This is a genomic window from Clostridium sp. HGF2, from assembly GCF_964240115.1.
In the GTDB taxonomy this organism is placed as follows: Bacteria; Bacillota_I; Bacilli_A; order Erysipelotrichales; family Erysipelotrichaceae; genus Clostridium_AQ; species Clostridium_AQ innocuum.
The window spans coordinates 20,575-44,473 of sequence record NZ_CAXSSO010000010.1; the positions used below are offsets into that span (position 1 = coordinate 20,575).

26 protein-coding genes are annotated in these 23,899 nt (G+C 44.7%); 18 read left to right on the forward strand and 8 right to left on the reverse strand.

The annotated features are described in order from the left end of the window. Nucleotides 1–157: 157 nt before the first annotated feature. A complete protein-coding gene (locus ACESPQ_RS16010; RefSeq protein ID WP_002608368.1) occupies nt 158–757 on the reverse strand; it encodes a hypothetical protein in 600 nt (199 codons plus the stop codon). A 184-nt stretch (nt 758–941) separates the two neighbouring features. Between ACESPQ_RS16010 and ACESPQ_RS16015 the strand changes: the two genes are divergently transcribed. The 5 genes from ACESPQ_RS16015 to ACESPQ_RS16035 all read left to right on the forward strand — a co-directional run bounded on the left by ACESPQ_RS16015 (nt 942) and on the right by ACESPQ_RS16035 (nt 5,766). Then, nucleotides 942–1,919 (forward strand): extracellular solute-binding protein, encoded by a 978-nt coding sequence (locus tag ACESPQ_RS16015; RefSeq protein ID WP_055201170.1) that lies wholly within the window; start codon nt 942–944, stop codon nt 1,917–1,919. Further along, nucleotides 1,907–2,692 carry an ABC transporter ATP-binding protein gene (locus tag ACESPQ_RS16020; protein WP_373144547.1) on the forward strand — a complete coding sequence of 262 codons (786 nt, stop codon included), beginning with the start codon at nt 1,907–1,909 and terminating at the stop codon, nt 2,690–2,692. Before ACESPQ_RS16015 ends, ACESPQ_RS16020 begins: the two co-directional genes overlap by 13 nt. Continuing rightward, nucleotides 2,682–4,268: an ABC transporter permease subunit gene (locus tag ACESPQ_RS16025; protein WP_257277671.1), complete on the forward strand. Its 1,587-nt coding sequence runs from the start codon at nt 2,682–2,684 to the stop codon at nt 4,266–4,268. The genes ACESPQ_RS16020 and ACESPQ_RS16025 overlap by 11 nt, the downstream gene beginning before the upstream one ends. A 90-nt stretch (nt 4,269–4,358) precedes the next feature. Further along, complete coding sequence (locus tag ACESPQ_RS16030; RefSeq protein WP_002608372.1) at nt 4,359–5,267, forward strand: phosphocholine cytidylyltransferase family protein; 909 nt, start codon at nt 4,359–4,361, stop codon at nt 5,265–5,267. Nucleotides 5,268–5,493: 226 nt separating this feature from the next. Further along, nucleotides 5,494–5,766 (forward strand): DUF1905 domain-containing protein, encoded by a 273-nt coding sequence (locus tag ACESPQ_RS16035; protein WP_257375934.1) that lies wholly within the window; start codon nt 5,494–5,496, stop codon nt 5,764–5,766. A 23-nt stretch (nt 5,767–5,789) separates the two neighbouring features. On the opposite strand, the gene ACESPQ_RS16040 is transcribed toward ACESPQ_RS16035, so the two are convergent. The 4 genes from ACESPQ_RS16040 to ACESPQ_RS16055 form a co-directional block, all read right to left on the reverse strand. Beyond that, nucleotides 5,790–6,491 (reverse strand): M23 family metallopeptidase, encoded by a 702-nt coding sequence (locus ACESPQ_RS16040; protein ID WP_257379424.1) that lies wholly within the window; start codon nt 6,489–6,491, stop codon nt 5,790–5,792. Further along, a complete protein-coding gene (locus ACESPQ_RS16045; RefSeq protein ID WP_257379425.1) occupies nt 6,475–7,134 on the reverse strand; it encodes a TetR/AcrR family transcriptional regulator in 660 nt (219 codons plus the stop codon). The genes ACESPQ_RS16040 and ACESPQ_RS16045 overlap by 17 nt, the downstream gene beginning before the upstream one ends. Nucleotides 7,135–7,448: 314 nt before the next feature. Next, complete coding sequence (locus tag ACESPQ_RS16050) at nt 7,449–7,664, reverse strand: helix-turn-helix transcriptional regulator (RefSeq protein WP_035303272.1); 216 nt, start codon at nt 7,662–7,664, stop codon at nt 7,449–7,451. After that, nucleotides 7,661–7,981: a DUF6442 family protein gene (locus ACESPQ_RS16055; RefSeq protein ID WP_002608377.1), complete on the reverse strand. Its 321-nt coding sequence runs from the start codon at nt 7,979–7,981 to the stop codon at nt 7,661–7,663. Before ACESPQ_RS16055 ends, ACESPQ_RS16050 begins: the two co-directional genes overlap by 4 nt. 138 nt (nt 7,982–8,119) lie before the next feature. On the opposite strand from ACESPQ_RS16055, the gene ACESPQ_RS16060 reads away from it, so the two are divergent. From ACESPQ_RS16060 to ACESPQ_RS16070, 3 genes are all read left to right on the forward strand, one after another. Continuing rightward, nucleotides 8,120–8,902: a PHP domain-containing protein gene (locus tag ACESPQ_RS16060; RefSeq protein ID WP_002608378.1), complete on the forward strand. Its 783-nt coding sequence runs from the start codon at nt 8,120–8,122 to the stop codon at nt 8,900–8,902. 465 nt (nt 8,903–9,367) lie between these two features. Further along, on the forward strand, nt 9,368–10,015 hold the full coding sequence (locus ACESPQ_RS16065) for a DUF5680 domain-containing protein (RefSeq protein ID WP_257379461.1): 648 nt from the start codon (nt 9,368–9,370) through the stop codon (nt 10,013–10,015). Between the two features lie 95 nt (nt 10,016–10,110). Beyond that, a complete protein-coding gene (locus ACESPQ_RS16070; protein WP_257334320.1) occupies nt 10,111–10,572 on the forward strand; it encodes a pyridoxamine 5'-phosphate oxidase family protein in 462 nt (153 codons plus the stop codon). Nucleotides 10,573–11,367: 795 nt separating this feature from the next. Here the strand turns inward: ACESPQ_RS16070 and trxA are convergent. After that, complete coding sequence (gene trxA / locus ACESPQ_RS16075; protein WP_002608382.1) at nt 11,368–11,676, reverse strand: thioredoxin; 309 nt, start codon at nt 11,674–11,676, stop codon at nt 11,368–11,370. Nucleotides 11,677–12,024: 348 nt separating this feature from the next. Here trxA and ACESPQ_RS16080 point away from each other — a divergent pair, with 348 nt between their 5' ends. The 4 genes from ACESPQ_RS16080 to ACESPQ_RS16095 all read left to right on the forward strand — a co-directional run bounded on the left by ACESPQ_RS16080 (nt 12,025) and on the right by ACESPQ_RS16095 (nt 13,837). After that, the gene (locus ACESPQ_RS16080; RefSeq protein ID WP_109770972.1) at nt 12,025–12,789 is read left to right on the forward strand and encodes a 4Fe-4S binding protein; all 765 of its coding nucleotides are present in this window, start codon (nt 12,025–12,027) and stop codon (nt 12,787–12,789) included. A gap of 63 nt (nt 12,790–12,852) precedes the next feature. Continuing rightward, entirely contained in the window at nt 12,853–13,035 is a 183-nt protein-coding gene (locus ACESPQ_RS16085) for a 4Fe-4S binding protein (RefSeq protein WP_257328207.1), read from the forward strand. Continuing rightward, entirely contained in the window at nt 13,032–13,589 is a 558-nt protein-coding gene (locus ACESPQ_RS16090; RefSeq protein WP_109770973.1) for a hypothetical protein, read from the forward strand. The genes ACESPQ_RS16085 and ACESPQ_RS16090 overlap by 4 nt, the downstream gene beginning before the upstream one ends. 41 nt (nt 13,590–13,630) lie before the next feature. Continuing rightward, nucleotides 13,631–13,837: a heavy-metal-associated domain-containing protein gene (locus ACESPQ_RS16095; RefSeq protein ID WP_233105384.1), complete on the forward strand. Its 207-nt coding sequence runs from the start codon at nt 13,631–13,633 to the stop codon at nt 13,835–13,837. A gap of 670 nt (nt 13,838–14,507) precedes the next feature. On the opposite strand, the gene ACESPQ_RS16100 is transcribed toward ACESPQ_RS16095, so the two are convergent. Next, on the reverse strand, nt 14,508–15,224 hold the full coding sequence (locus tag ACESPQ_RS16100) for a NifB/NifX family molybdenum-iron cluster-binding protein (protein WP_002608386.1): 717 nt from the start codon (nt 15,222–15,224) through the stop codon (nt 14,508–14,510). A gap of 287 nt (nt 15,225–15,511) precedes the next feature. Here ACESPQ_RS16100 and ACESPQ_RS16105 point away from each other — a divergent pair, with 287 nt between their 5' ends. Continuing rightward, a complete protein-coding gene (locus ACESPQ_RS16105) occupies nt 15,512–15,787 on the forward strand; it encodes a hypothetical protein (protein ID WP_257334321.1) in 276 nt (91 codons plus the stop codon). Next, entirely contained in the window at nt 15,784–16,383 is a 600-nt protein-coding gene (locus ACESPQ_RS16110; RefSeq protein WP_257334322.1) for a DUF308 domain-containing protein, read from the forward strand. Before ACESPQ_RS16105 ends, ACESPQ_RS16110 begins: the two co-directional genes overlap by 4 nt. A 481-nt stretch (nt 16,384–16,864) precedes the next feature. Here the strand turns inward: ACESPQ_RS16110 and ACESPQ_RS16115 are convergent, their stop codons facing one another. Further along, nucleotides 16,865–17,977 carry a 4-hydroxybutyrate dehydrogenase gene (locus ACESPQ_RS16115; protein WP_009269424.1) on the reverse strand — a complete coding sequence of 371 codons (1,113 nt, stop codon included), beginning with the start codon at nt 17,975–17,977 and terminating at the stop codon, nt 16,865–16,867. Nucleotides 17,978–18,111: 134 nt separating this feature from the next. On the opposite strand from ACESPQ_RS16115, the gene ACESPQ_RS16120 reads away from it, so the two are divergent. The 4 genes from ACESPQ_RS16120 (at nt 18,112) to ACESPQ_RS16135 (ending at nt 23,895) form a co-directional block, all read left to right on the forward strand. After that, nucleotides 18,112–18,816, forward strand: coding sequence for a polyphosphate polymerase domain-containing protein (locus ACESPQ_RS16120; RefSeq protein WP_002608390.1), 705 nt, complete (start codon nt 18,112–18,114; stop codon nt 18,814–18,816). Then, nucleotides 18,798–19,469, forward strand: coding sequence for a DUF4956 domain-containing protein (locus ACESPQ_RS16125; protein ID WP_257379426.1), 672 nt, complete (start codon nt 18,798–18,800; stop codon nt 19,467–19,469). Before ACESPQ_RS16120 ends, ACESPQ_RS16125 begins: the two co-directional genes overlap by 19 nt. After that, nucleotides 19,459–21,198 (forward strand): carbohydrate-binding domain-containing protein, encoded by a 1,740-nt coding sequence (locus ACESPQ_RS16130; RefSeq protein ID WP_257379427.1) that lies wholly within the window; start codon nt 19,459–19,461, stop codon nt 21,196–21,198. Before ACESPQ_RS16125 ends, ACESPQ_RS16130 begins: the two co-directional genes overlap by 11 nt. Before the next feature lie 474 nt (nt 21,199–21,672). Further along, the gene (locus ACESPQ_RS16135; RefSeq protein ID WP_257379428.1) at nt 21,673–23,895 is read left to right on the forward strand and encodes a GGDEF domain-containing protein; all 2,223 of its coding nucleotides are present in this window, start codon (nt 21,673–21,675) and stop codon (nt 23,893–23,895) included. Nucleotides 23,896–23,899: the final 4 nt, after the last annotated feature.

A 23,899-nucleotide genomic window follows, 5' to 3' on the forward strand; every position in this document is an offset into this window, starting at 1 on the left:
CTGCGCAGCCAATGCGGAGGTAAGCACATAAAAATAAAATTAGACTTATCACAGCCAGGCATGAGGTCTGGTCTTGATAAGTCTTTTTTGTGCCGTATACCGGCAGCCTGATTTGAATATCGTGTACATACTGGAAAGGCTTCTTTCAACGGCATGCTTATTTCTTTCGCACATGAAGCTGATTATCCATAGGAATCGAGGCATCCTCCATATCCATATAATTCATATATGCGTAGGTGATGCTCAGCTTTTTTCCATGCAGCCTGCGATAGTATCGGATATAATCCATCGCGGATAGATCACTGGTAATATAATTCTTATAATGAAACAGCATCGACATTTCCAGCTTATCGCTTGCCTTATGCATGAAATCCACCAGCTCGCCACTTGTTTTCAATCCGGTATCCGGCAGTGTCAGCCCGACATCCCTGCTGAAGGTTTTCATATGCAGATAGATGCTGTGATCATAATCGACATGCAGAAAATTACCGACACTCTCTGTGATACACTCCCGGTTTGTCTCCATTTTTACATTGGACAGCGGTGCAGCATAGCCTTGTGCACAGGCGATCGGTACGAGCAGATCCGCAGGCAGAAAGCCGATTTGCAGACTGTCATCCTCTTTGATGCGTACATCGATCAGCCACGCCAGATCATCACTCATCAAGAGAAGCCGTTCTTCCTTTTCCGCAGCGTGTACGCCGCCCAGCTGCAGCAGCATGCAGATAACCAGCAGAATCGGCAGTTTATGCTTCATGAAACTCCTCCTTTCCTTTTTCTAGTATACGTCAGGGGAAAAAGGGTTATACAAAACTTGCAATATGTTCAAATAGCATTGGAATTGTTGCAAAATTGTAATAGTGAAATGCGAAAATAAGATTGAAATGTTTTCTTAATGTGATAAAATGGGTACTACATGAACAAAGATAGGGTTGAGGTGTATGAAAAAGCTGATTCTTGCCATGATTGTAATCACCATGGCTTTACTCGTAAGCATATCCAACGAACAGCATACGATTATCGTCTACTCCTCCATGGAACAATTCCGTGGAGAGGAGCTGCAGAAGCAGCTGAATGAAAAATTTCCGGATTTGCATGTGATGGTCATGTATGTATCCACCGCCAAGGCTGCGGCAAAGATATCTGTGGAGCAGGAACAAAGCGATGCGGATATCGTCGTTGGTTTGGAAACCTCCTACATGGAGAAAATTAAGGATCAGCTGGCGGATATCAGGGGAAAGAGCCGTCTGCAGTATTTGAACGGTCTGGCACCCGAGGATCATGGCAACGCGTATGTGACCTGGGAACGGCAGGCAGGAGCCTTTATCATCAATACGGATGTCTTGAAAAAGCATAAGCTCAGTGAACCGAAAACCTATGAGGATCTGCTGGATCGCAAATACTATAATCTGATTGCCATGCCTGATCCGAAATCCAGTGGCACCGGCTATTTCTTCTTCAAAAATCTGGTGAACACCATGGGAGAAGAAAAAGCACTGGCTTATATTGACAAGCTGGAATTCAATGTCAAGCAGTTTACGGAATCCGGCAGCGGCCCAATCAAGCTGCTCATTCAGGGTGAGGTCGGCATTGGGCTGGGACTGACCTTTCAGGCGGTCAATCAGATTAACACCGGCTCTCCCTTTAAAATTATCTATCCAAAGGAAGGCTCCCCCTATTCTCTGACGGGCACCGGTCTGATGAAGCGTCATGCGGATGATCCCGATGTACAAAGGGTGTTTGATTTCATCATCAACGATTTTCTGCTATATGATAAGGAGCATTTCTCACCGGAGGTTATCCTGCAAAATCAGAAGAATACGATACAAAATTATCCGACACACATCCCATATGCCGATATGAGCGGTATTGAGGACATACATGAAAAAGAAAGGCTGCTGGACTTATGGAAGTATTAGAAAAAGAGAAGCTGATCGTTCGCGATCTGTATAAAAATTTTGATGGCAAGGATGTATTGAAAACGATATCCTTCACTGTGCATGAAGGGGAATTTCTGAGTGTGCTGGGACCCAGCGGCTGCGGCAAGACAACCCTTCTGCGAATCCTGATCGGACTGGAACAGCAAACCAAAGGGCAAATCCTGATGGACGGGGAGGATATTTCCCACCTCAAGCCGAGTGAGCGAAATATGGGAATCATATTCCAAAACTATGCACTGTTTCCCAACATGACCGTATTGGAAAATGTGGAATATGCATTGAAGCTGCACCCTGGAAAAAAAGCGGAAAGTCGAAAAATCGCCTTGCAGACACTGGATGCGATTGGAATGAGCGATCAGACTGAAAAACGCCCCTCCCAGTTATCCGGCGGACAGCAGCAGCGTGTGGCAATCGCAAGAACACTGGCGCTGAATCCGAAAATCATATTGCTGGATGAACCGATCAGCGCATTGGATGTGAGCATGCGCGAGGTCATGAAAAAGGAGCTGAAGGACATTCAGAGACGCTTTCATTCCACCATGATCTTTATTACCCATGAGCAGGAGGAGGCATTCTATCTGTCCGATCGCATCATGGTCATGAGTGAGGGAAATATCGAGCAGATCGACACACCGCAAACTATCTACCACCATCCGGCCAACCGGTATATTCAGAGCTTTGTCAATGCACATCTGGACGGTAAGCTGGAAAGTCTGTGTAAATGTACAGGGAAACAGGTCTATGAGCAATAAACGCTATCAGGCCTCCCGTGTCCTTGTGGCCCTGTTTCTGTTTTTCTTCGTCATCTGTCCGCTGATCACCCTGCTGATACATATCGATATGAAAGATATTCAAAAGGTACTCACATCCCCGCAGTTTCAGCCAATGGTGATCAATTCCTTATGCACCACCATTCTGGCAACCCTGTTATCCGTATCGCTGGCCTTTGTCCTCGCCTGGTTTATGAACCGTTCCCATATCCGGCATCGCTCCGTTTTCACAATGCTGTTCACCCTGCCGATGCTCATTCCTTCCATATCACATGGGATGGGGCTGGTTCTGCTGTTCGGAGATAACGGCATCATATCCAATCTGCTGCACATGAGGTTTTTCCTATACGGCTATGTCGGTATTATTTTAGGCTCCATTCTGTATTCCTTTCCGGTTGCCTTTCTAATGCTGAACGATACCTTTCAATATGAGGACTACACGACCTATGAGGCTGCCAGCGTGCTTGGCTTATCCAAGCGCCAGCAGTTCTTCACCATTACGCTGCCCAATATCAAGGGCCCGCTGATCAGCGTTATATTTTCTGTCTTCACGATGATATTCACCGACTACGGTGTACCGCTTGTCGTCGGTGGGAAATCCATCACTCTTCCGGTATATATGTATCGTGAGGTCATCGGACTGCTTGATTTTTCGAAGGGAGCCATCATCGGAATCCTGCTGCTGATTCCTGCAGTTATCGCCTTTGTGCTTGATTTAAAAAATGAAAACAAGAGCAGCAGCTCCACGGTTACACGCTCCTATCAGATTGCGCCGAATGCGAAGCGTGACCGCATCGCCCATATCGTATGCATTGCCACGGTTGTTTTTCTCTCTTTGCCGCTGATCACCTTTGCCGTGCTTTCCTTTGTCCGTCATTATCCAACTGATCTTTCCCTGACACTGGACAATATTACGCAGGCGATGGATCTGGGAGTACGCATGTATTTGAAAAATTCATTGGCGATTGCAATGCTGACCTCTATGATCGGCGTCTGTCTGACCTATTTAACAGCCTTTATGACAGCCCGTAATGCATCACAGCTATCCAGTCGTGTTTTGCATCTGGTGTCCATGATATCCCTAGCCATACCCGGCGTCGTTCTCGGTCTGAGCTATGTGCTCTTTTACAAGGGAAGCTTTCTGTATGGCGGCATTGCAATTCTGGTGCTCGTCAACATCACGCATTTCTTTGCCAATCCTTATCTGATGGCATACAATTCGCTCCAGCAGTTTCACAGCAATCTGGAGGATATCTCCACAGCGATGGGCATTTCCCGTTTCCGTATGCTGAAGGATGTCTACATTCCCTGCACAAAGGGAACCATTGTAGAGATGTTCAGCTATCTGTTCGTCAATTCCATGGTGACGATATCCGCAGTATCCTTTCTGGCCAATTTTCGCAACATGCCGCTTTCGCTGCTGATACCGCAATTTGATTCGCAGTCACTGATCGAGGCAACCGCCTTTATCTCTGTTGTGATTTTACTTGTCAATCTGATTGTGAAGCTGCTTGTATATGTGGTGAAAAGAAAGCTGATCAAGGATCATGAGGCTTAGCGGGAGGCTTTCTCCTGTGTATTTCGAGTATTTGCAAAACCGCTGTACTCTGCTATAATGATAAAAGCGCTGTAAAGAGGAGATAAGTATATGAACCTTACATTAAATCAGTTTGAAACCCTTGTGTATATCGAACGCCATCAAAACGACAAATGCACCCAGAGAAGACTGGCAAAAAAGCTGGATCTTTCTCTCGGTGTCATCAATAAAACCCTGACGGAGCTGCAGGACAGCGAGGTGATCAAAACCAGAGGCAGCTCTATGTACGATGTTACCCTCAAGGGCTACGAGGTACTGGAGCCCTATCGCGTGAAGAAGGCGATCTTTCTTGCGGCCGGCTTTGGATCCCGCATGGTTCCGATCACCTTAAATACACCCAAGCCACTTGTTCTGGTACATGGAAAGCGCATCATAGAAACCCTGCTGGATGCTGTCGTGGCTGCAGGGATCGAGGATATCACAATCGTGCGCGGCTATCTGGGAGAGCAGTTTGACGTACTCCTGCACAAATATCCGAAAATCAAATTCATTGAGAATCCGCTGTTTAACGAAACCAATAATATTTCCAGTGCCTATCTGATTAAGGATATGATGTGCAATGCCTATGTGCTGGAAAGCGATCTGTTGCTGTACAATCCGGAAATTATTCGCAAATATGAATATACGACGAATTACTGCGGTATTAAAATGGACGTTACCGATGACTGGTGCTTCTATACCCGAAAGGGCTATATCAGCAGACTTGCCGTAGGTGGCAAGGACTGTCATCAGATGGTGGGAATCTCCTTCTGGAATAAGGAAGATGGAGAGAAAATGGCGAAGGATATCGAAGAGGTGTTTAAAATGCCGGGCGGTAAGGAAAAGTATTGGGATGAGGTGGCATTGCGTGAAAAGCTGTCCAATCACAAGGTCATAGTAAAGCCGGTCCGTAAGGAGGATATCGTGGAAATCGATACGTTCAAGGAATTGAAGCAGATCGATCCCATCTATAATGTTTAACGAGAGGAATTTCACCAGGTAAAAAGCTTTCATTACGGTAAGGGATGCAGGAGGCTATTCCATGCATTGCATGCATCTGGAATAAGATGGAGCCACAATCGTCTTATGCGTAAAAAGCCTTACCGAGGAACTTCCTTTTTCTCTGTTTCGGATAGAACAAGGAATATCCTGTGTATGGGCGCTGTAAAGCTGTACAGGATATGAAAGAGGAAAGGCTGTGTGCAAAATGAATCCTAAAGTCTATGAATTTGATGCCGTGCTGCAAAAGGTTGATGGTATCGATGGTGCCTATATCGAGTTTCCGTGGGATGTAAAAGAAGAGTTTCAAAAGGGGAGGGTCTGCGTACATGCGACATTTGACAATGTGGCATATGACGGCTCCCTTGTCCGCATGCAGACTGTCCGCCATATTTTAGGTGTGCGCAAGGATATTCGCGCTAAAATAGGGAAGCAGCCGGGAGACAGCATTCATGTTACCATACAGGAAAGAAGCCGCTGAGGAAGCAGATTCCAAAGCGGCTTTTATACGTATTCATCTACCGGGGCATAGCGTATCCGCTGCTGTGCTGTGGGGATACCTCCGTATACAGTGTGCCATTGTCCGTTTTCCAACACCTCATATTGGGTAAAGGCACAGGGAAGCCCGTTCGCATGCAGAAAATCAGCACTGTCCATGAGCTGGAAATGAAGATGGGGGAACATGGAATTGCCACTGTGTCCGATGCTGCCGATAAAATCTCCTGCTTTGACATACTGTCCAACAGCCAACGCAATCGAATTCGGCTGCAGGTGACAGAAGGCGGCATAGATCGTATCCGTATACTGGATTATTACGGCATTTCCGCTGATTTCACATATTTCTTGGTTCTGCCTGCGACGACTGTTTTTAAAAGCCATCAGGGCATCAGAGAAAAACCAGGCGCGTTTTCTTTCTCTGCAGCCATCCATCACATATACAACCCTTCCATCACATGGGGCATACACAGGCAATCCATAGCAATAGCACGAAGATAATGCGACACCGAATAACAGATACGAAAGGACATGGGAGCGATAGCAGGGATGTCCTCTTTTTTTCCAGTTCAGCTGCAGAAAGTCATAGGCGTATCTGGTACCCAGCGCATTTGTGCCATGACTGGGGATGCGGCTTCCCGGTGTATTGGGCGTATTCCATTCGCCAATTAACGGAAAACGCATAAGAATCGGCTTATTCATTGCAGGCATGGGGAGCTTCGGCTGCACAGTCCTTATACATAAGTCTGCGCAGACCCTCGAAAAATACATGTAAATTTTCTTCGACGGTAGAAAAGCTGAGCTCTTCCTTTTGCATTGTTCTGATTTTTTCCAGCATCAGATCACCAAACCCTTTACAGGAGCAATAGAGAATCTGCATACATGCGGCTTCCTCCAGCTGCGATATAAACAGACTGTGATCATATTGTTCAAACAAATCGGTACAGTCCTTCGTCCTGCACTTTTTCAGCCTTTGTTGCAGGTCTTCATCAAATATCCGGATATCCATGCTCGCATACATTTTGAAAAAATCGAATACCCATGGATATGCATACAGCAGGCGCAGCTGTAACCGATATGCACCATGAAGCCGTTTGATTACATCCGGCTCTGTACAATCCAGCTGTCTGTAATACTCCTTATTGAGCAGGTCGAAGAAGTATTCATAAACGAAGAGAAACAGCTGCTGTTTATTACCAACATAGTGAAACATAAGCGGCTTGGAAAGTCCGGCTTCCTTTGCGATTCTGTTTGTAGAAGCCTGCTCATAGCCGTACTCTGCGAATTCTCTCAATGCAGCGTTCAACAGTGCTGCTTTTCGCTGTTCCTGAAGCTGTGGCGTTATTGCGGACATATATATCCTCCTTATCTGTTTTTACCTGATAGGTCAATAACAGTATACCATCGTTTATCTAATAGGTCAATACATGCTGCTTTATCCTACAAAATACATGTTGCTTTATATAATTGAAATCACTATAAAAAAAGCGTTTCAACACGAGTTCTTTCTCACTTTAGGGTGTATGCAAAAGGAAGACTTTCTTCTATTGATAACTACAATAGTTTGGAAGTCTCCCTGTTTTAAGTTTGCCTACCATCGAGTAGAACCTCGACACGAAATACTGTAGAAAAGCTTCTGTCACCTTGCTTTTAAAAATATAAACGATATCATGCTTCATCGAAATAAAACAGGTCTTCAAATTTCTGCTCGAGGGCAATACACAGGATGAGAGCAAGCTTGGCGGTCGGATTGAACTGTCCTGTCTCAATGGAGCTGATGGTGTTGCGCGAAACACCGACAAGCTCTGCCAGCTGTGTCTGGGATAGGTGCATAGCGGTACGGGCCTGCTTCAGCCGGTTGCGTAGAATCAGTTCTTCCTTCAGCATAACAGCTTCCACAGAAACAGAACGAGGAACATGAGAAACAGTGCAGTATAAAAAATGGAAAGAAATAGCTCATGCCGTTTTTTCATGAGGCGGTATTTCATAAGGAACAGTGTGCTTAGTATGCCGAAATAGATTAGCCAGCTTTCCATACTGACCTGTCCGGTTACAGCGACCTCCATGACTGCGACAAAGCAGCATAGCAGCATGCCGACCTGTGCTGCGATTCTGCTTGCTTTTTCAAGACTTTGCAGCTCTATAATATCCATGCCTTTGTTTTCATTTCTGCTCCTTGCGAGGATCTCTTCTTTATTCATAGGGTATTCCGCCTTTCTTGCCAAGTACACTTGGTATTTTTTATCTTCATTGTTTTTCTGCAATAATTCTGCTAGAATGCAGATAGAGAATTCATGTTGTTTTTACGATAAGGAATATACATGAATAAGGAGGCACCTATGAACTATTACGATCAGCATGTCCATTCCAGTTTTTCCTTTGATTCACAAACAGAGCTGTCTGACTATCTGAAGCATGCGGATGGTTGCTTTGTGACTACCGAGCACGTGGATTTGGAAAATTCCGCCAACCATTTCATGGATAGCTGGATGGACTATGACCGCTATTCTTTATATCTTGAGAATTTGCAGAAAAATACAGACATCCGACTTCTGAAAGGTGTGGAAATCGGCTGGCTCAGAAAACATCATGGACGGCTTATGGCCTGGCTGCAATGCAAGCAATTTGATATTATCCTGCTCAGTATACATCAGAACGGAATCTTTGATTATATGGATGAGGAAGCTAAAAAGCATGATATCATCTATATTCTGCGTTCTTATTTCCAGCAGATGCTCGATGCGCTGCGCAGTGGTATTCCAGCCAATGTTCTCAGTCATTTTGATTATGTCAGTCGCATACAGGATGTTGATACCGATACATTTCTCACCATTGCACATCCGTATATGGAGAAAATATTTCCGGAAATGATTAAGCGTGGCATTGCCCTGGAGCTGAATACCCGCAGTATGTTTCAGTATGGACAGCTGCCTTTATATGAAATCGTGGTGGACTGGTATATACAGATGGGAGGGAGGATGTTTACCATGAGCTCGGACGCGCACAAAGCGCAAGCCTATGCCTACCATTTTGATGAGGGAAAGGAATTTCTGCGGCGGCATGATATTTCAAAGCTGACAGTCTTTCAGGAAGGAAAGCCGATTGAAATTGCGTGGGAATAAGACCGTTATGATATGGAAGGTAACACATGCGTTCTTATATCATAAGGGATGTATCTCTGTGTAGTGTTCACGCATGCAGCAAATCATGAATACGTATTGATTGACTTTTTGGGTAGGGAAGCATGCGATTCTCATCCTATCAGGGTGATAGTACGAATGCGGTATAGTAGGAAATGATGAAAACAGGCGATTTCATGCGGTTAAAAGAATCAGCATGAGAAATCTGTGTTAGCTAAAGAATCCCGTAGTTGTTTGGGTCAAACATAAGCAGGGTATAAGGAGAGCGGCAAAAATCAGTATGGTGCCGGCTCTTTTTTTAAACATATCCGATTCCTTGTTATTGCATTCTGGAGAGACGCAGAGTACTCATGTATAGCAAAAATGTAAACGACAGTTTCTAGGATAACTGGAAAAGACATGATATGATAGATCTATCAGGGAGGCGAGTTCATGTTTCATTTAAAAATGATAGAGTATAGGAAAAAGAATATGATGACACAAGAAGAATTAGCTGATAGATTAGGTGTCTCCAGACAAACGATTACAAAATGGGAGAAGGGAACGATTCTGCCGAGTTTGGAATATCTGATTGATTTGTCTCGGTTATTTGGAGTAACGATTGATCATTTGGTTAAGGATGATGATTGTATATGTGAAAGTTCACATCAGGTTCACACAACAGCCCTCGCGGAATTTTTAGTAACTGCCAAGCAATCAACCTATGCGGCGCAGAAAAATAAAACAGAAGGGACAAGACAAGGTTCCCATGACTATATGTTTTCCAGAAATCCATATACATACCGAGATTCATTCTTTGGCGCTTCCTGTTTTTCCGGTCAGGAGCTGGTTTACAGGGATGCTCAGGCCTGCTGGAGTATGAATTATTACGGAACAGTTTTACATGAAGCCTTTCATGGTGATTTTTTGAAAGAGGCACTTATGCTTGTCGATACGCAAAGACCCTATAGGGGACCTGCTATGTACAGAAAAGGAGAATATACCTATATTTCAGAAGTAGAAGGAGACATCTGTTTATTTCAAGGTCATGAAAGCATATTTTATCAGACGCAGAAAATATATGAGGGCTGTTTTCACGGCGGAGTGATTCGATAGGGAAAGGCGTGATAAGCTGATTTTATTAAATAATCTGATCCGGTATGATCTGTATCAAAATCAGTGACTGTACGCAGTTGGAAACGGAGGCAATTATGCAGAATAAATATCAGCAGAAATACACAGAGATATTTCAACAAATCGGGGACCACGCCAAACTGGTACTTGCGACTTCTCTTAACAACAAGGTTTCCGCTAGAACAATGAGTTTCGTCATTCTGGAGGGAAGCCTTTACTTTCAAACGGATAAAGGGATGCGTAAATATAAGGATATAAAGGGAAATCCAAATGTTGCATTATGCTTCTCCAATATTCAGCTTGAAGGAATTTGTGAGGAAATCGGACGACCTATCGAGCATGAGGACTTTTGCAGACTGTTTCAACAACATTTTCCATCGTCCTTTGAAGCCTATAGCCAGCTTCCAAATGAAAGGTTATTTGTAGTGAGGCCAACGTTCATTCAAAGATGGAGCTATATCAATGGATCGCCAATGATAGAAAGACTCTATCTTCATGAAAAGCAGTATCATGAAGAAGTCTATCTGAACGATGATTGAACGTATATGATTGGTAATAGTTACTGGGATATGAGCATACGGATATCATCTGTATGTCTGCCATAAGCCCTGCAGATAAAAAACCGCAGACTGTGGATTACGTTACTGTGATGTAATCTGTTTTCTACGGTTTTTTGTATATGTTCATATAGAGCCTGATGCAGAGGTTTATATAAGAGAACTGCCATAGCCGCCAAATGCATGACCTGATTGTGAGAAAGTGCAGTTTCAATGGCTCGTATTAAAACTGCAGCTCCATAATAGAGCTTGTCTGGAATGCCTGATTACATTGACTATACCAGTGTAATTTCGATCCACCAGTGCTGAAATATGCAATTAGTGCTTTCTTCATCCTAACTCCTCCTTTATGATTGATATAAAGATTCATACGCCTTTACTATACAACTTAAAGTTCACTATAAGTCAAGTGTAAAATATAAAAAACTAGGTATGCTTGAAAAGCATGCAGATAGACTGCATGCCACTGTAAAGAAGTTGATAAGCGTTTATAGCGATAGGATGAAGGTATTTTTACTATAAGAAATATGATACCCTATCTTTTCATGAATGTAGAAGTACGGACAGCTATGCTTTGAAGGTAAGTGATGAATATCCATGTACTGCTTTTTCATCATACTTGCTCCATGGCAGTATGTTTGCAGAGAAACTGTGTTGTACAAACAATCAAGAGTTAGAGGTTACGCTAGATCTCCTGCATTTTTCACTATGCTTCAGCACCATGCCTTCCTTCATGGAATTTGCTTCTACTTTCGGCGTTGTTTGAAGAACAGCATGCTATTCCCCAATCCAGGATTTGATTTGTTCCAGGCTGTGATAGCCGCTGACACTTCCCTGTATGGAACCATTCTGCATATATACCAGTGTTGGAATGCTCATAACCTGAAACATGCCGGCCAGCTGAGGCTCTTCATCAATGTTGATTTTCACGATTTTTGTATGTTCCGCCTCTTCGCTGATCTGTTCGATGACCGGCTTCAGCATCTGACAGGGACCGCACCAGTCTGCATAGAAATCAATGAGGACAGGCTCTGTGCTGTCCAGTATTTCCTCTTCATAATTCCCGCTTGTTACATGTATTGTCATAATCATGACCTCCTTGCTTTATCTTACGCATAAAGCATACTACCGGCGAACAAAAACTTCAGTGACTTTATCACATTCCTGAAATATACAGTCTGTCCTACAGCTCCTGTACTAGGATAAGCGGGTAATCATACAAGGAGGGAAAAACAGTTTTTGAGGAGGCAGGTTTTTTATGCATTGACTTTTTCCGGCAGTGAAGGAAAAACGGCAGGGCGTATTGAATCACACCGCCCATCGTTCTATAATGGAGAAAGATACAAAAGGGTTCAGGTATGCATGCTTATACCAAGATTGTGAAGGCTTGCTTCCGAATGCATCTGTATACCTGAAAGGAGAGGAGATTTTATCATGGCATTTTATACGATTCTATTCAGTCCCTGCGGCGGAACAAGGCGCATTGCTGAAATACTGGAGCGTGAATGGAAGGAAGAACAACGTATCTGTATCGACCTTTGTGATCTACAGGTAACAAAAAGTCTTCCTTATTTTAAAGAGGATGATACCTGCATCATAGCTATGCCTTCCTATGGAGGAAGAGCACCACAAACAGCATTGCAGCGACTGCGTGTCATACAGGGAAATCATGCTTCTGCTATTCTGGTATGCAGCTATGGCAATCGTGCCTATGAGGATACTCTGCTGGAGATGAAGGAACGTGCACAGGAAAGCGGCTTTGTGTGCCGTGCCGCGATCGCGGCTGTTGCCGAGCATTCCATCATGCATCAGTATGGAGCCGGACGTCCCGATGCACAGGATACACAGGAGCTTAATGTATTTGCCCGTCAGATACGGGAGCATTTGGAAAAGGATGCGGCATGTGAGCTGCAAGTAACGGGAAACCATCCGTATAAGCCCTATAACGGAGTTCCGTTGAAGCCTTCTGCAAATCAATCGTGTATGCAATGTGGGCAGTGCGCCGCACAATGCCCTGTACAGGCGATCCCGATAAAGCATCCGGAAAAAACAGACACAGACCGTTGTATATCCTGTATGCGCTGCGTCGCTGTTTGTCCTGTACATGCCCGCAGCTTGAATAAGCTGTTGCTGGCGGTTTCTGTTAGAAAGCTGCATAAGGCCTGTGTGACAAGAAAGAGTAACGATTTGTTTCTGTGACAAAGTCACGGTAAAACGGCAGCTTCTTCTGTATACTGAATACAGGCAGAAGGAGGAGCTGTTTTGAAAAAAGCTTTTGTAGAAGAAAAAGAGTGTGTTGCCTGTGGAACCTGTCTTGTCACATGTCCCCGTCAGGCGATACACATTGCGCATGGCTGTTACGCAGTCATTGATTCTGTGCGCTGTGTAGGCTGCGGTCTTTGCAGTAAGTCCTGTCCTGCAAGCGTTATTGAGGTGCATTCATGAAAAAGAAATGGTCAGATTATTTTTGGATTGCATCCCTGCTGTATTTGTTTCTCGGTTTGTTTCATATTCTGTTTGCCTGGCTGGGACTCATTTGTTTTCTGGTACCGCTGCTGCTGGCTGTTGGAAAAGGAGAAAAGAGCTACTGTAATCATTACTGCGGCCGGGGACAGCTTATGCAGCGTCTGGGAAATCGGTTTTCTGCACAGCGAGCCTGTCCTGGATGGCTGAGAAGCAGGTGGTTTCGCTATGGTTTCCTGCTGTTCTTTTTATCAATGTTTGCCAGTATGCTGTATATGAGCTATGCTGTTCTGCAGGGAAAGCCGCTATCCGCTTCCATCACACTTTTATGGACTGTGCGGATTCCATGGTTTGTAAAGTCCGGTGCACCGGACTGGATACTGCAGTTTGCATACGGCTTTTACAGTCTGATGCTGACAAGCACGATGCTGGGCATCCTCACCATGCTGGTGTATAAACCCCGGACATGGTGTGTATACTGTCCAATGGGTACCATGACACAGATGGTATGCAGAGTAAAAAAAAGGAAATTCTGATGAAAGTATGCTATGATAACGGTAAAGATAGGAGTGAGTTTATGAAAAAAGCATTTCAGGTTGAAGGTATGATGTGCCAGCACTGTGAACAGCGTGTAAATAAGGCACTGCAAGGCATGGAAGGCGTTAGCGCCTGTTCGGCAAGTGCAAAAGACGGTATTGTCAATGTGGAGTATGATGCGCAGCGGATCAATGATGCCGCTATTATACAGGCAATCACAGACACCGGATATGATGTAAAAGGGTAAGGAGTGCAGCCTGCAGCTGTTGTCTGAATGGCTGCTGACTGCGTGTTCCTCCATATGATTTAGAAGACAGCGTCTTATTTCAAAGACGTTTTTTTGTGCGTCCGCGTTTTGAAATTCACAGTAGCGGTGGAGACACTGTCGCTTTCAATACTGTATCAAAACGACGCTCATGGTTCCTTGCGTTTTTCGAATAGATGTTATAGCAGGTACCTCCCCATTTCATTACAGGATGCAGCATTTCTTCTATTGGAACACAATATGATGATTGCAGCCTTTTTCAGGATGTTGAACCCTTTGTTTTATGGCAGGGCGTGTACGGTATATATGCGGTAGAGGGAGCAGAAGCAGGATACATAGGCTTATCCTTATAGTGTTTCTAGGGCATGGATATATCGGTCGCTTGGAAGCCTTACTTGCAGCTGTTGCGAATTACAGGCATCCTTATGTCTGTATGATCTGTATGAATGGAGAAGAAAATCCAAATGCAATGGGTGAATATAGAAGCGCGGATACCTGACTTCAGAAGCAAGCTGGCGCAGACAGATGTTGAACAGTCATAATCATCATCAGAACAGAAAAAAACTGTGCTGGCATTTGATGGTTTTCTGTTAGCTGAAATTTCATCATTTTGCGATGCACAGTCCTTTTGTGAGAGTGTATTTGTTATGGTCTATAGATGAGAAGAACCGCAGGAATGTCCATGTCCCTCATGGCTTCCGCAGGTATGTCCCTCACCGTGGTGAGAACACTGGATATTCGGATTGTATTGCAGATTGCCGTTCAGAAAGGAGGTAACCTGTGCATCTGCATCACCACATGCGCCACCATACAGCTCGATACCGGCTTCCGCAAGTGCATTCTTCGCACCGCCTCCGATACCGCCGCAGATCAGTGTATCCACCTGATTTGCTTTCAGCAGGGTGACCAGCGCACTGTGGCCGTTACCATTGGTGTCCAGGAGTCTGGTTGCTGTGACTTCCTGATTTGTAACCTCATAAAGCTTAAACATCTGTGTGTGTCCAAAGTGCTGGAACACCTGTCCGTTATCATACGTAACTGCAATTTTCATACTATCATCTCCTGTTGGTTTCTGTGCAAGGTTCAGCTGATAATTGCCGCCGGCTATCACCATTGCACTGCCTTCCATGAGAAAGCGGGAAAGCTTGCGTCTTGCCTCATTATACAGGGATTGCACGCTGCCTCTGCTGGTCTGCATCTGCTTTGCACATTCCTCCTGATTCCATCCCAGATAATCAATCAGACGAATGGTCTCATATTCCTCTACACTCATTTGGATATGACTTGCGGGAATCGGCTCATCTGTATGGATGAAAGCAGTATAGCTCGGTATGGAGGACACGCATTTTTTCTTGCAAGGTCGTGGCATTTTATCAGCTCCTTCTATGTTATCATACGTCAATTATTTGCATATGTCAATAATAATACTGAAAATTAGCTCTGTTGTTATTTTGTATAAATAGCTGTAGCGTATCGGCAGATGCATCTGTCAATAAGCATTGCTGTTATTCGCACAGCATTTCTATGCATTTTTGGAAGCAGCTGTCAATGCTGCTTCTGAAATTAGTGCTGCCGATTTTGACATATACGGGATTCTGTATATGGAAGCGTAAGGAAGGCAGCGTTAAAATGAAGACAGGATAGGAGGAATGCCAAATGAAAAAGGGTTGGAAATGTATCTGTACCATTGGTGGAGTTGCTGCTCTATGTGCCGGGGCTTCCTTTGTGAAGGATTATCGCAATATGAAAAGGATGGAAAAGCGCCTGGATTCTCTGCCTCTGCATAAGCTGAAGGAAAAGCTTTCCGATACTCAGGAGGATAAAGAGAAAGCCGTCCTGACAATACCGAAGGATATGCCAATGCTTGAGCGCTTGCGTATGTGCAGACACGTACTGCATGGGAATGTCGGGAATCGGGATGCATGTAAATGATGAAGCGATTCAGAGATTTTGCACGTGTATTCAGTGAGAACTGGAACCGCAAGCTGAAATCGGTTAGGCTGCTTGGTGCTGTTGTAAGTCTTTGTATGCTGGTTTGCGCAGTTTTGTGTATGCATTCCGCAGTACCGATGCACCAGGCATTAAAGACAGCTGCCGCACTTGTGATAATTGCACTGGGAATGTATCAGCTGGTGGATTATTACTATATGCCGGTTCTTTTACGGGATGGGGGAACGCTGATTGGTGCTGTTCTGAATACGGTGATCGGTATGCTTCTGCTGTTCTCACCGGTGGAAATCACAGTATCAGTTTTTGCCTATATGTTTGGATTTCTATTGATGATTTTTGGTGTGAATAAAATCACCTTTGCCAATAAGCTGCATTTTTTTGGTATCTTTGATTACAGCTGGGTGATAGCAAGCGGAGTTTTGAATATACTTGCTGCTGCTGTTTTTCTGATAATCCCGCTCATATCCATTGTGATGCTGAATACGGCACTTGCAGGCTACTTGGCTATGGGTGGAATCACATTGCTTGTGGAAGTGGTTACCATGAAAAATATGAAGATAGAGGATGCTCAGGAATGAATGGGGACAGCCGCATATAAAGCAGGACTGCATGCTTTAGGTCCTATTAACACAGATGCAGATACGGATAAAATCAGATTAGTAAATGATTCGCAGTGACTTCCACTTGCTGAAAATTAAACAAGGGATTTAACAGGCGAAAAAGGAAAGGAATCAAGTACATCGTAAAAAATGAGCTTGATTCCTTTTGTTTATCGTATAGGCGGCAATGTGGATAGCTTTGCATATACTGTGTGCTAGGCAGCGTATCATTTCCCACCTTTTCTTAATATTGATAAAGGCATCATGTCGGATGCAGAGGGGGGAGTCAAGATCACAGCTTTAAAATCTTTCCAATCTGCATGATGCAGCAGCACTGCTTCAACGGACATTTGTGATTTCGTCAACTGATTGTTATCAGACAATGCGGACTTCCACAGATGAATCTATTTAATGCTTTTTCAAAAGCTTATATGCAGTTTTGTCATTTGTTCCAGCACAATCAAAATAAAGCCTTGTAAATAGAGTGAATTTCATCTCTTGAAAGAGGTATTGCACTATTGGAAAGCAGGCGCTGCTGGGATTCGATTACACTGTCTGTGAATCCTTTGATTTCACTTTCCTTCATACCGTATTCATGCAGCGGCTTTCGTGCAAGAAGCGTGGAAAATAGTGTTTCCATACAGGTAAAGGCATCCTCCATGGAACAGGAAAGAGCTTCTGAAAACAGTTTCTTTATATCATATACACTATATTTTTCCCGTGCTTCATATGTTTGGAATACAGCTGTGAAAAACTGATAGTTGGCTTCCCCGTGTGTTACATGGTAGATTCCCGATAACGGATAGCTGAGGGCATGTACTGCACCTGTACCGGTATTGCCAAATGCGATGCCCGCAAAGTTGCTGGCCTGCATGAAATCCCCTAACAGTCGCATGCGTGCATCTTCACCCTCTTTTGCAATAACTTGAAACCCATGTAGCAGCAGGCGAATAGCCTCCGCACTGAACATGCGGGTATAGGCATTGGATTTAGGGGATACAAAGGATTCACTCGCATGAATCAAAGCGTCAATGCCGCTTGTTACAAAATAGAAGAACGGCAGCTTGGACAGCAGCTCTGGAATCAGAACTGCCTGATCCGGATACAGTGCATCGACGGCCAGTCCCAGCTTGGTATGCAGTGATGTAAGCTCACAGATGGAAATCCGACTGACCTCAGAGCCAGAGCCGCAGGTTGTCGGTATGGCGATCAGCTCCCTGCTTTTTTCCGGTGTACATCTGTGCAGAAACATATCCTCAGCACTGGCAGTTCCTTCCAATACAAACAGCTTGGCACAGTCAATCACACTGCCGCCGCCGATTGCAATAATACGCTCAGGCTGTTTTTCCCGCATATCTTTCAGCATCGCATCCAGCATGCGATCATCGGGTTCTCCCTGACCATAATCACTGTGAAAGGCGATAGAAGCCCTGCCGGTGGAATCCCGAAAGAATGCTTCGTAAATACTGCGGCTTGCTAAAATGTAATCCTTCTTTTGAAAGGTGAAATCCCTCAGAAACTCCTGTACCGTTTCATATTGCAGAATCTTTGTTTTTTGTTGAAATACGTCCATAATCTTCTCCTTTTTTCTCTTGCTATTATTGTAACAGCTTCTTAAAAAAAAGCATTGAAAACTTCACTTAATTTTCAAGGCACCATCATGAAATATCCGTTCACCTTTGCTAAACTATGACCGAGGTGATATCTATGAAGCAGGTTATACAGAGATTTGAAAAAAAATATTTGCTGGATGCAGATCAGTGCCGCAGCTTTGTAATGCGCATCCAACCATATATTACAGAGGACATTTATCCGGCAAGCACCATATACAATCTTTATCTGGATACGGAGCAGTTTGATCTTATCCACCGTTCCATTGAAAAGCCGCCCTTTAAGGAGAAGCTGCGCATCCGCAGCTATACACCGGTATGCAGTGAAGAGGAACCCATATATCTGGAAATCAAACGCAAATATGCACAGATAGTCTGCAAGCGCAGAATGCAGCTGAGCTATGGTGAATGCCGCAGGTTTCTGAACAATCCCTATCTGAGTGCTAGTCAGATTGAAAAGGAACTATCCTATACGCTGTACCATTATCAGGTGCAGCCTAGAATCTTTCTGGCATATGATCGTATTTCCTATGTCGGAAAACAGGAACAGCAGCTGCGCATCACGATGGACAGCCATATTCGTAGCAGGTTTGACCATCTGTCCTTAAACGATCACGAAAGCAATGAAGAGTTGTTTCACAGAGATATGATTCTGCTGGAAATCAAGGCTGAAAGGAGTTATCCGCTGTGGCTGAGCAGCGTACTTTCGGATATGCGGCTGTACCCAACATCCTTTTCCAAGGTGGGACAGGTATTTTATAAAAAAGAAAAAGGAGAACTGTTATGTTTACAAGCATCTTAAATCTGGAACAGGGTCTGACGATCCTGGACGGCGTGGTGTGCTGCATGAGTGCACTTGGTCTGGGACTGATCATTGCATGGTTTTATCGAAGGCTTGGGTACTGCTCTCACAGCTTTACTGTCACACTGGCACTGCTGCCCGCTCTTGTGCAGTTTGTCATCATGATGGTCAATGGTAATCTGGGAACCGGAATTGCCGTTGTCGGGGCCTTCAGTCTTGTACGGTTTCGCTCACTTCCGGGCAGCAGTAAGGAGATACTGTTCATCTTTTTCTCCATGGCAACCGGACTGGCAATCGGCATGGGCTATGTCAGCTTTGCGGCATTTATGACGATTGTTGTCAGTATGAGTACATGGCTGCTGTTTACTCTTTTGCAGCCGAACAATCTGCAGCTGTATAAGGAACTGAAAATCGTGATCCCCGAGGATCTGGATTATACAGAGGTATTTGACGATATCCTGCAAAGCTACTGTAAAAGTGCTGAGCTTGTCCGCGTAAAAACGATACAGCTTGGCGCCATGCTGGAAATGACCTATCATGTGGAGTTGAAGGAAGTAAAACAGGAAAAGCATATGGTGGATGACATTCGCTGCCGCAATGGCAATCTGAATGTAATTGTAGCAAAAAGGCAGGCGATGCAGAATGAATTATAAAAAAGCCGCATGGATGTCCGCCTTTCTGGCCGGAGCACTTGTATTGGCAGGCTGTCAAAGTGATTCGGATACTGAGGACACCACATCTGCCGTTAACACAAATACTTCTGCGGTGAAACAAAGCAGCACTCTTTCTTTGGAGGCAGAGGACTACGATACGGAAATCAATGATGCACAAAAAATTTCACTGGATGAGCAAAGCGGTGATGTGAAGATAAAAAAGGCCGGCACGTATCAGCTGAGCGGCACACTGAAGAACGGTTCTGTTGTCGTGGATGCCAAGGCTGCCGTTGTTCGCATCGTATTGGATAATGCTCATATCAGGAGCAAAAACAGTGCACCGGTATATGTGAAGCAGGCGGATAAGGTCATCATCACACTGCCTAAGGGCACTGCCAGCTCCCTGAAGGATACAGCCTCCTATACTGTGGATGAAAAAGAAGAGCCAAGTGCGGCATTGTTTTCCAAGGATGATTTAACGATCAACGGCAGCGGTACACTGAACATCACAGCTTCTTATAAAAACGGTATCCAGTGCAAGGATACGCTGAAGCTGGTAGATACAAATTTGAACATCACGGCAGAGAACGATGGAATCAAGGTCAGGGACGCTTTACTTATTTACAAAGGCAGCTACACGGTAAAGGCACAGGGTGACGGCATTGTGACAACCAATGAAAAGGAACAGGGAAATCTGAGCATTGATCAGGGAACCTTTGCTATTGAAGCACAGCAGGACGGTTTACAGAGTGCAGGAGATCTTACGATTTACGACGGGGTCTTTACGGTTACCAGCGGCGGGGGAAGCGTTAATAGGGTTGACACCGGCTCCGCATTACAGCCTTGGGGAGAATTTGATGATCATGATGAAGCAGTCCAAAAGAGCCAGAAGGGAATCAAGGCCGCTAAGAATATGGTACTGTATAAGGGAAGCTATACCATCAGCTCTCATGATGATGCCCTGCATGCCAATGGAAGTATGGATATCAAAGGCGGTACCTATACCCTGTCAAGTGATGATGACGGTGTGCATGCGGATGATACGCTGACGATTCACAATGGCACAATACAGGTCAAACAGTCCTATGAAGGAATGGAGGCGAATACCATTCAAATCAAGGGTGGAGCACTTCAGATAAAAGCGAGTGATGACGGCATCAATGCGGCTGGTGATTTGGGGAATCCATTGCTTGCCATAGACGGAGGAACCATTTATGTAGACGCTGATGGAGATGGTGTGGACAGCAATCAGGATATTGTGATGAATGATGGTACCCTGATTGTCATGGGGCCTGAAAGCGGCGGCAACGGGGCACTGGATTATGATGGCAGCTTTGCGATGAACGGGGGAACGCTGGTTGCAGTGGGAAGCAGTGATATGGCGATGGCTCCTTCGACCTCCAGTACGCAGCCCTCTCTTATGATTCGTACAGACAGTACACAACCTGCGGAAACAATTTTGTATGTGCAGGATGAAGATGGCGAAACCATACTGGGTGTGTCTTCGGTGAAGGCATGGCAGAATGTGGTCATCAGTACGGGGACATTGAAGAAAGGGAGTACCTATGATATCTATGTAGGCGGCAGTGCCTCCTCCGTGAAAAATGGTGTCTTTACAAACGCAAAGGGCGGTACGTTGCTGGCATCCATGACGCTGAATGATGTGGTGTCCACGTATGGAAACGCAGGTATGCTGCAGGGGCCACAGGGAGGCGGTAGGCATCCATAAACTACAAGAGATGAACGCATTATTGTTAAGTACAAATAGTTAATCCTTTGTATAGCTTATAAGTCTGTAAATAACAGCGCTGAGCTGTTCTGAAGAGAGCTTGTATTCGTTTACTATGGAAAAAGAGCTGCTCAAACAGAGATTCATCTGATTAGAATATAAGTATAACAAAACAGGAAGAAGTATCGTTTCTAAGAATGTTAGGAACGATACTTCTTCTTTTATGTTACAGTCCTTGTTAGCGAAGAAGAATCAAAAAGGAATACAGTCACCTTTTTTCATGTGCTACCTGTCTGTAAAAGACAAGATTTACCAGTTTTGATAAAAAATGAGATTTCCTTTCATCAGATGGACAAATTTCAGTTGTATATGCCGGAAAATGACTTTATAATAAGAATGTAACAAAAAAAGGGAATTTATACTCTTCATAAAAATATAATATACATAAACTTAGTAGAAGGGAGGAAGCTGAATATGAAAAAACACGGATCCATTAAACAGGCGATTGTTCTTGCAGCACTCAGTCTTCTGTTTTTTGCCTGCATTGCAGGATTTTATATCGATCGCATTCGGAACAGTCTGATTACAGATCTGAAGCATAATGTTCAGGAAATCTCCGCTTCTACTACAACCGCGATTGAAATACGGATTCATGATCATATGTCAACCTTGGAGAACATATCCTATATGCTGCAGAATGAGCATACCACCGATACGGAAAAGCTGCTTCAGGCACTGATGAGTGCCAGTGCAAACAGTGAATTTATGCGTTACGGCATTACCGATGAAAAGGGAAACTGTCTGACAACGGACGGAATGCTGTTTTATGTGGGGGACCGGGAATATTTCAAAGAAGCCCTGAAGGGGAAATCCTCCTTCTCCAATACCCTGCATGATAAAATCGGGGGGTATGATCTCAATGTGTTTGCCACACCGGTTCGCGCAGAGGATGGCAGTATCCGCAATGTATTGTTTGCGGCAAGCAGGACAAAGGATGTGGCAGATAAGCTGCTGATGGAAATTTATGACGGCAAGGGCTTCAGCTCCATCTGGGATGAGGAAGGAAATATCGTCCTTAATTCGAACAGTGAAACCGCCAGCAGGGCCGTACACAATCTCAAGCAGCTGAGCTTTTACGATGATTTCGGTACGGAGAAGCTGAAAAAACAGGAAAGCGGTATTGTAAAATTCAAGTCGATGAACAATGAAGACCGCTATCTCGCCTATGAACCGCTGGGCTATAACAACTGGTATGTGTTTTCCGTTGTTCCGGTAAGCGTTGTGACCAGTCAGATCAATAATGTCATTGTCATAGCGGCGGCTACCTGGTTTCTGGTAGCTCTGGTTCTCAGCGGCATCATATGCTATCTGTATATGTCACGAGTGCGCAATGAGAAGAAAATTGACAAGGTGGTATTCTATGACGATCTGACTTCCCATTATAATTACAATAAATTTCGCATGGACGTTCAGATGCTGCTGGATAAAGGGCAGGCCGACAGCTATGCACTGATTGAGTTCGACGTCAGTGACTTCAAGCTGTTAAATGAATTGTATGGCTATCAGGGCGGTGATCAGCTGCTGATTACCACCATGCGGCTGTGTGAGGAAAACTGCAGTGCGGATGAGCGTTGTGCACGGATTTCCGCAGACCGTTTTATCGTCTTGTGGAAAATGCGTGATACGGATAGCATTGCGAGTCGTTATGCTGCTTTGATGGAAGCGGTTCAGGAGGATATGCGAAAGCAGCGGGAACAGTTTAAGGCTGATTTTTATGCCGGTGTATATCTGCTCCAGAATACGGATCGTGAGTTCTCTCCATGTCATGACCGCTGTATGCATGCAAAGATGCTTGGCAAGGCAGAAAAGAAACAGCGCTGTACCTTCTTCAGTGAAAAGATGTACGATACGATGCTGTATCAGAAGCGGCTGGAGGGGCAGATGGAGCAGGCATTGCAGCATAAGGAATTTAAGGTCTTTCTGCAGCCGAAGGTTACACTGCATGATGATATTGTCCACAGTGCGGAGGCACTGGTGCGCTGGGATTCTCCGATATTCGGCATGATTCCGCCAATGGCCTTTATCCCGCTGTTTGAAAAAAACGGATTTCTGGAACAGCTGGACATGTATATGATGGATGAAGTCTGTCAGCTCTTAAAGAAGTGGGAGCAAACGTATCCCTCGCTGCGTATTTCCATCAATGTTTCCAGAATGTATATCTTCCGCCCCGGCTTTGCCCGGCGTGTACTCGAAATTGTTGAGCGCAACGGCGTTTCCACAAAGCAGCTGGAAATAGAAATAACGGAAAGTGTGATTTTTGACCGCAGCATGGAGCTGTTCGCCATTATTCAGGAGCTGCGTTCCTATGGGTTCCGTATTTCCATGGATGATTTTGGAAGCGGCTATTCCTCATTGAATATGCTGAAGGATATTCCCATCGATACCATCAAGCTGGATCAGGTGTTCTTTCAGACAAACCACGGCAATACGCAGCGTGCCAGAGATATTGTCGGCGGCGTTTTGAGTCTTGCGAAGACGCTTGGTATTCACAGTGTGGCAGAAGGAATTGAAGAGGCGGATGAGGTTGTGTTCCTAAAGGAGCATGGCTGTGATGAAATTCAGGGCTATTATTATTCCAAGCCACTGTGTGTGGAGGATTTCGAGGCCTATATATGCAGGCAGAATGCAGATAGATGATGTG